At 46.5% G+C, this 6338-nt stretch carries 11 protein-coding genes; all 11 read left to right on the forward strand.

Features of this window, described 5'->3' with window-relative positions; genetic code table 11:
• Positions 1 to 255: 255 nt before the first annotated feature.
• The 11 genes from K6G33_RS05665 (at position 256) to K6G33_RS05715 (ending at position 6289) form a co-directional block, all read left to right on the forward strand.
• Entirely contained in the window at positions 256 to 909 is a 654-nt protein-coding gene (locus tag K6G33_RS05665) for a phage scaffolding protein (RefSeq protein ID WP_296777211.1), read from the forward strand.
• A gap of 25 nt (positions 910 to 934) precedes the next feature.
• A complete protein-coding gene (locus tag K6G33_RS05670; protein ID WP_296777214.1) occupies positions 935 to 1990 on the forward strand; it encodes a N4-gp56 family major capsid protein in 1056 nt (351 codons plus the stop codon).
• A gap of 15 nt (positions 1991 to 2005) precedes the next feature.
• The gene (locus tag K6G33_RS05675) at positions 2006 to 2170 is read left to right on the forward strand and encodes a hypothetical protein (RefSeq protein WP_296777217.1); all 165 of its coding nucleotides are present in this window, start codon (positions 2006 to 2008) and stop codon (positions 2168 to 2170) included.
• Between the two features lie 45 nt (positions 2171 to 2215).
• The gene (locus K6G33_RS05680; protein WP_296777220.1) at positions 2216 to 2566 is read left to right on the forward strand and encodes a hypothetical protein; all 351 of its coding nucleotides are present in this window, start codon (positions 2216 to 2218) and stop codon (positions 2564 to 2566) included.
• Positions 2567 to 2568: 2 nt separating this feature from the next.
• On the forward strand, positions 2569 to 2916 hold the full coding sequence (locus K6G33_RS05685) for a hypothetical protein (protein WP_296777223.1): 348 nt from the start codon (positions 2569 to 2571) through the stop codon (positions 2914 to 2916).
• Positions 2916 to 3365 carry an HK97 gp10 family phage protein gene (locus K6G33_RS05690; RefSeq protein ID WP_296777224.1) on the forward strand — a complete coding sequence of 150 codons (450 nt, stop codon included), beginning with the start codon at positions 2916 to 2918 and terminating at the stop codon, positions 3363 to 3365. The genes K6G33_RS05685 and K6G33_RS05690 overlap by 1 nt, the downstream gene beginning before the upstream one ends.
• Positions 3362 to 3805 (forward strand): DUF6838 family protein, encoded by a 444-nt coding sequence (locus K6G33_RS05695; RefSeq protein WP_296777225.1) that lies wholly within the window; start codon positions 3362 to 3364, stop codon positions 3803 to 3805. The genes K6G33_RS05690 and K6G33_RS05695 overlap by 4 nt, the downstream gene beginning before the upstream one ends.
• The gene (locus K6G33_RS05700) at positions 3798 to 3986 is read left to right on the forward strand and encodes a hypothetical protein (RefSeq protein ID WP_296777227.1); all 189 of its coding nucleotides are present in this window, start codon (positions 3798 to 3800) and stop codon (positions 3984 to 3986) included. The genes K6G33_RS05695 and K6G33_RS05700 overlap by 8 nt, the downstream gene beginning before the upstream one ends.
• Position 3987: 1 nt before the next feature.
• Positions 3988 to 5274, forward strand: a complete 1287-nt coding sequence (locus tag K6G33_RS05705; RefSeq protein WP_296777228.1) for a phage tail sheath family protein — start codon at positions 3988 to 3990, stop codon at positions 5272 to 5274.
• 17 nt (positions 5275 to 5291) lie between these two features.
• Positions 5292 to 5774 carry a phage tail tube protein gene (locus K6G33_RS05710; RefSeq protein ID WP_296777230.1) on the forward strand — a complete coding sequence of 161 codons (483 nt, stop codon included), beginning with the start codon at positions 5292 to 5294 and terminating at the stop codon, positions 5772 to 5774.
• A 110-nt stretch (positions 5775 to 5884) separates the two neighbouring features.
• Positions 5885 to 6289 (forward strand): hypothetical protein, encoded by a 405-nt coding sequence (locus K6G33_RS05715; protein WP_296777232.1) that lies wholly within the window; start codon positions 5885 to 5887, stop codon positions 6287 to 6289.
• The last annotated feature ends 49 nt before the right edge of the window (positions 6290 to 6338 follow it).

A 6338-nucleotide genomic window follows, 5' to 3' on the forward strand; every position in this document is an offset into this window, starting at 1 on the left:
ATCAAACATGGATTCATTATTTGACATGATACCACCTCCTTTCTGCAAGAGTTTGTGGTGAGCCTTGCAGGAAGGATTATAACATATTTTAATAATTTGAGCATCCTCCGGGGTGCTTTTATTATACGATAATCAATGCATTCCGAAAGGGGTGCATTCTTTATATCCGTCTTTAAGCCCCGGCAGACGCTAAAGAACCGGGGAGAATAGACCGCTGACAGAACAGCGCAAAAAATGTATTCGGAGGAAAAACACATGAGAAAAGAAGAACTGATGAAGATTGAAGGAATGACCGAGGCACTTGCTGACAAACTGGCAGCAGCATCGGCAGAGGAGCTTAAGGGATTCATCCCTAAGTCACGTTTTGACGAAGTGAACGAGGCGAAGAAAAACGCCGAAGCACTTATCAAGGAACGTGATAAACAGCTCGAGGAACTTAAAAAGGCTGCACCGGATTCGGAAGCCTTAAAGAAGCAGATTGAGGAGCTCCAGAAGACAAACACCGAGGCGAAAGACCAGTATGAAGCACGCATCAAGAAGATGCAGATTGACAATGCTATAAGCAATGCCTTAAGAGATGCAGGCGCAAAGAACGCAAAAGCGGCCATGGCACTGCTTACAGATCTCGACAAGGCAGAACTTGACGAAAAAGGCAATGTCAAAGGCTTAGCAGAGCAGATAAAGGCACTTCAGAAATCTGAATCATATCTTTTTGATGTACCACAGCAACAGCCGGCAGGAGCTGGCAAAGCTACTTTTGTAGGAGTGACACCCGGAGGAAACGGCGGTACCCAGACAAACGGGACCATCACAAAGCAGGATTTTGCAAAGATGTCCTACAAGCAGAAGGTGGAGCTCTACAACACTGACAAAGCCCTGTATGATTCATTACAGGCACAAACAGAATAATCAATGAAAGGAAAGGTAAAGAATTATGGCTCAGACAAAACTTACTGACCTGGTAAATCCCCAGGTCATGGCTGATATGATTTCAGCTACATTACCCAAGAAGATCAAGTTCGCACCTATCGCTAAGGTTGACACCACTCTTACAGGGAAACCCGGTGACACCATCACAGTTCCTAAGTATGCTTACATCGGTGACGCAGAAGACGTAGCAGAAGGCGTACAGATGGGAACCACAGTTCTCAGCGCTTCAACAACCACTGCAAAGGTTAAGAAGGCAGGTAAGGCTGTAGAGATCACAGACGAGGCTGTTCTTTCAGCTTACGGTGATCCTATGGGAGAGACTTCCGCACAGCTTACTATGTCTATCGCATCCAAGGTTGACAACGACCTTTACGCAGAGCTCTTAAAGGCTTCACTCGTTTATGGCGCAAGCCCTGTAGCAGTTATCGACTACTCAGGCCTTGTTGCTGCAAACGCGCTTTTCGAAGATGAGAGCGACACAGCACTCAACAAGATCATCTTCATCCATCCTGATCAGGAAGCAGACCTTCGTGTTGACTCGAACTTCATCGACAGGTCAAAGAGCGGCATGGACGTTATCATGACCGGTACCATCGGTATGATCTGCGGTTGCCAGGTAGTAAAGTCAAAGAAGGTTGTAAAGATCGGCTACGTTAAGTGTGCAGCTGGCGATTCAGGCGCTACAAAGATCGTTGCAGAATCTGCTACTCCCAGCACAGGCGAAGCTAAGCTTTCACAGCTTACCGCAGGTGCTTTCTGGGACGGAACCAACAAGGTAGTTTATACTCCCGCTGTTGATTCTTACGTTGCAGCTGTAGCATATCCTTACTTCGTTAACCCTATCGTCATCGTTGACGTAGCAGACGCGAATGAGGATCCCGCAGCTGATAAGTTCGCTACAAGTACTCCCGCTCTTACCGTATACCTCAAGAGAGGCGTACAGGCTGAGTCTGACAGGGATATCCTTGCAAAGACAACAGTTGTATCGGCTGATGAGCACTATGCTACAGTTCTCAGCAATGACTCAAAGGTAGTTGTTGCTCAGTTCAAGGCTTCGTGATCGTGAGGTGATGGTATGCTGTTGAGAAGACGTTATCAGACGGTTGAAGAGGAAAAGCCTATAAATCCTACCCTTATAGAAGAAAAAGTCGAAAAAGCGCACGCAAATGATTCTGAGGGGGTATCTGAAAAGGCTGAGACCAAGAAACCTGAAGCAAAGAAAACTGCAAAGAAGAAATGATACCGGAGGGAGCCTTAAAAAGCTCCTTCCGGATTGGAGGCGGATATGTCAGTAATGGATAAAGCAACGACCATTGCAACGGTCAAAGCTAATCTGAACATCACGGGGACTGCCAGGGATCTCCTTATTGGGGATATCTGGCAGAATACAGTGAACTATATCAACCAGGAAGGCGTTCCTGAGGAGCTTGAACCTTTTATTAGGGCAAAGACGAAGGACGTTATAGATTATGAAACATCTTTTGGGACGGGACAGGTACTTGACGTAGCTTCCCAGACCGAGGGAGAGTGCTCATGGACCTATAACGTCTCCGGTACTTCCTCAAGGGATTCGGTATATGGTTTTTCTACCAGTGATTTCGGAAAGCTTAATGCGTTCAGAAAGCTGAGGTGGTGAGAATGCATCCGGTAGAGTCAAAATACAGTGGACTCTGTACCATTACAGAGGTCACCAAGACTACCAGCCAGACCACGAACATCACTTCGACAACGGATACAGAGGTATGCAAGGACCAGCCGTGCAGGATGGTCGTTAAAAGCGTTCCTGCAACCGAGAACAAGAACGGAGCTTTTATGATGGCGAAGAACATAGTTCTTCTGATGACACCTTCCATTACTGTAAAGCCCGGTTCCAAAGTCACGGTCACGCAGGAAGGAAGAACGGAGTATTTCAAAAGCTCCGGGATACCTGCCGTGTATCCGTCACATCAGGAGATATCGCTCGTAGAAGCTGAGAGGTGGGCATAATGGCAGTAGATTTCAGTGAATTTGAAAAATTCAAAGAGAAGCTTAAAGGAATAGAGAAGGAACTCCCTGAGTTCTTTGAGGGCTGCGCGAATGAGATAGGTGCCAGGCTCTTACGTGCCACAAAGCAGAAGACTCCGGTAGGTATTTATCCTGCGGAATCGGGAAAGACCGGCGGCACACTCAGGAGGAACTGGAACGTCACAGAAGTGAAGCACACTTTAGGCGGATACACCCTGAATGTTATCAATAATACTGAATATGCGTCATATGTCGAATACGGGCACAGGCAGAACGTAGGGCAATTCGTACCGGCACTCGGGAAAAAACTCAAGAAACCATGGGTAGAAGGAAGGCACATGCTGACCGATTCCGTGAACGAGCTGAAGCCCAAAGTGGACGGCATCACCGAAAAGCGCCTGAATACATGGCTGGAGGAAAAACTGAAATGATTAACGAAATACTTGAATCTATAGCGAAGAACCTCAGCTGTTATTCCGGCTATGAGGTCTATGTTGACGATATGGAGCAGGGAGTAACGGAACCCTGCTTCCTGCTTAAATTCATGAGAGCGGAGAGGACGCCCCAGCTCGAGGGAAGATACAGGATAAGGGCACACTTCCAGATAGTGTTCCTTGCCGGAACTGCGTCGGCAATCAACGATATGTCCGAATCCCTGCCTTTTGATGTTAAAAAGCTTGATGTGAGCGTGACGGAAGGCAAAGAGACGGTTACAAAGACACTCAATGCAGTGAACATGGAAACACATGCGGATACCGATGAACATACGCTTGTATGCTTGTTTGATTATCTGTGGACGGCTTACCTGGTCGAAGGAGATCCTGATTACATGCTCACAGCTACCATCGAAACGGAGGTAAAGAATGGCTAAGAACGAAAAGAAAGACGAGGCTCCCAAGGCTCTCAAGTTCCCTAAGGAGACCATCGCAAAAACAAAAAGATACCGTGACCGTGTAGACCTTGTTAATGCTCTTTTAGAGGATGACAAGGAATATACATTCGAGGAAACGGATGAAATCATAAAAATTTTTATGGAAAGAGAGGTAAAATAATATGCTCGGAGGCGGATATTTCACAACCCAGAACAAAGTTATCCCCGGCTCATATATCAACTTCGTATCTCTGAACAATGCAAGTGCAAACCTTGCTGACAGAGGCGTAGTGGCTATGGCTATGGAACTTAACTGGGGCGATGCTTCAAAGATCATCGAAGTGACCAATGAGACTATCACGAAGGACTGCTTCAAGGTATTCGGCTATGAGTACGGAGATGCTTCACTGAAGGATATCAGAGAAGTTATGCTCCACGCTACAAAGCTTCTGCTTTACCGTCTTAACGGTGCAGGAAACAAAGCCACGAATACTTTCGGCGCTGCAAAATATGCAGGCACCAGAGGTAACGCCATTAAGACTGTTATCGCAGTGAATGCGGACGACAGTACCAAGTGGGATGTATCAACCTATGTTGACACCACGCTTGTTGATAAGCAGGTAGGCGTTGCTTCAGCGGCTGCACTTGTCGATAACGATTATTTCGATTTCGATAAGACAGCTACACTGGCAGCTACTACAGGCACTTCATGTACAGGCGGCACAAACAGTTCTGTTACCGGAACAAACCACAGCGACTTCATGGCACTTCTTGAGGAACAGACCTACAATATCCTCTGTACCACTTCCACTGACGGCTCTGTGAAGGCTCTTTATGTAGCATTCACAAAGCGTATGGTTGAAGAGTGCGGTATCAGGATCCAGGCTGTTCTCTATAACCAGGCAGCAGACCATGAGTGCATCATCAATGAAGCTACAGCTGCAAACCTCGTTCCCTGGCTTGCAGGTGCTGAGGCAGGCTGTGCTCTCAACAAGTCCCTCACCAACACAACATATGATGGTGAGAACACTATCAGCACATCCTACACCCAGTCACAGCTTGAGGATGCTATCAACGCCGGCAAGATCGTATTCCACAAGGTCGGCGATGCCTATAACGTATTAAGGGATATCAATTCACTTGTTACCCTTACCGACGACAAGGGCGCTGATTTCCAGTCAAATCAGACAATCCGCGTTATCAACCAGATTGGCAACGACATTGCAACGCTGTTCAACACCAGATACCTCGGCAAGGTTCCCAATGATGCCGAAGGACGCACCTCATTCTGGAGTGCATTGGTTGATTACTTCAACCAGCTCCGCCAGATGCGTGCTATCGAGGAGTTCACTGCGAATACCGATATCACCGTTGAAGCCGGAGAACAAAAAAACAGCGTGGTAGTTAATACCAATATCACACCGGTATCATGTATGGAGATCCTTTACATGACCGTTGTAGTTAGCTGAGAAAGGGGGATAGGATAATGCCTAATGCAAATATCATGAACGTTAACGACATCATGGCGGGAACAGGCGGTTCAGCTTATCTTGAGATAGCTGACGAGCGTTACTGCCTTTTCAACATTCAGAAGTATAAGGCACAGGTAGACCTCACCAAAAAGGAGAGAGGCCTTCTCGGAAAGTCCGGACGCGTCAACTACGTGACCGGATGGAAGGGAACCTTCACTGCCACAGTAGACTTCAATACCAGCATCTACACACGTATGATGCAAGTATATAAGGACACAGGCGAGTTCCCTAGATTTAAGATGTTCGTTACAAACGAAAACTTCTCCGGAAGCACCGGAAGACAGGAAGTTATCCTTTCTGACTGTCTTCTTGACTCTACAGTTATCGCTATGCTCGATACAGAGTCGGACGGACTCAGCATGGATATTTCCGGAACATTTGATGATTTTGATCTCAGCGAAGGCTTCACCGAGATGCCTAACTACAGAGTATCGTGATCATATAGCTGTTTCACTGGGGGATATCTCAAAAGGGTATCCCCTTTATTTACAAATATCATCAGAAAATATTAAGAATTTGGAGGATTTACAACATGAGCGGGTTGTCAATGTATCTTAAGAAAAACAAAGTAACGAGGGAGAATCTTATAATAGCTCCCACAAAGTCTCTCTGCGATGAGAACGGTGAGCCGGTGAAGTTCACGTTCCGTCCTATAAGCACAAAGGAAAACGATGAGATCAGGGATATGTGCGTGAAGACCACGATAGTGGGCAAAGAGACCAGATCAAAAGTAGATAATTCCAAGTATATGAAGGCTATCCTTGCGAGGTCATGCGTTGAGCCTAACCTTAACAGTGTTGAACTTCAGGACAGTTATGGCGTAAAGGACGCGGAAGCCCTCATATGCGAACTGATAGATAATCCGGGCGAGTACAGTGACCTTGTTGTAGCTGTTATGGAATATAACGGCTTCACCAAGGAAGACAGCTCGGTTGAAGAAGTAAAAAACTGATAGAAGCAGGTGATCCGGATGCGGTTTACCTGCATTACTGCATACAGGA

The organism is Ruminococcus sp. (assembly GCF_024691275.1).
GTDB lineage: Bacteria > Bacillota > Clostridia > Oscillospirales > Ruminococcaceae > Ruminococcus.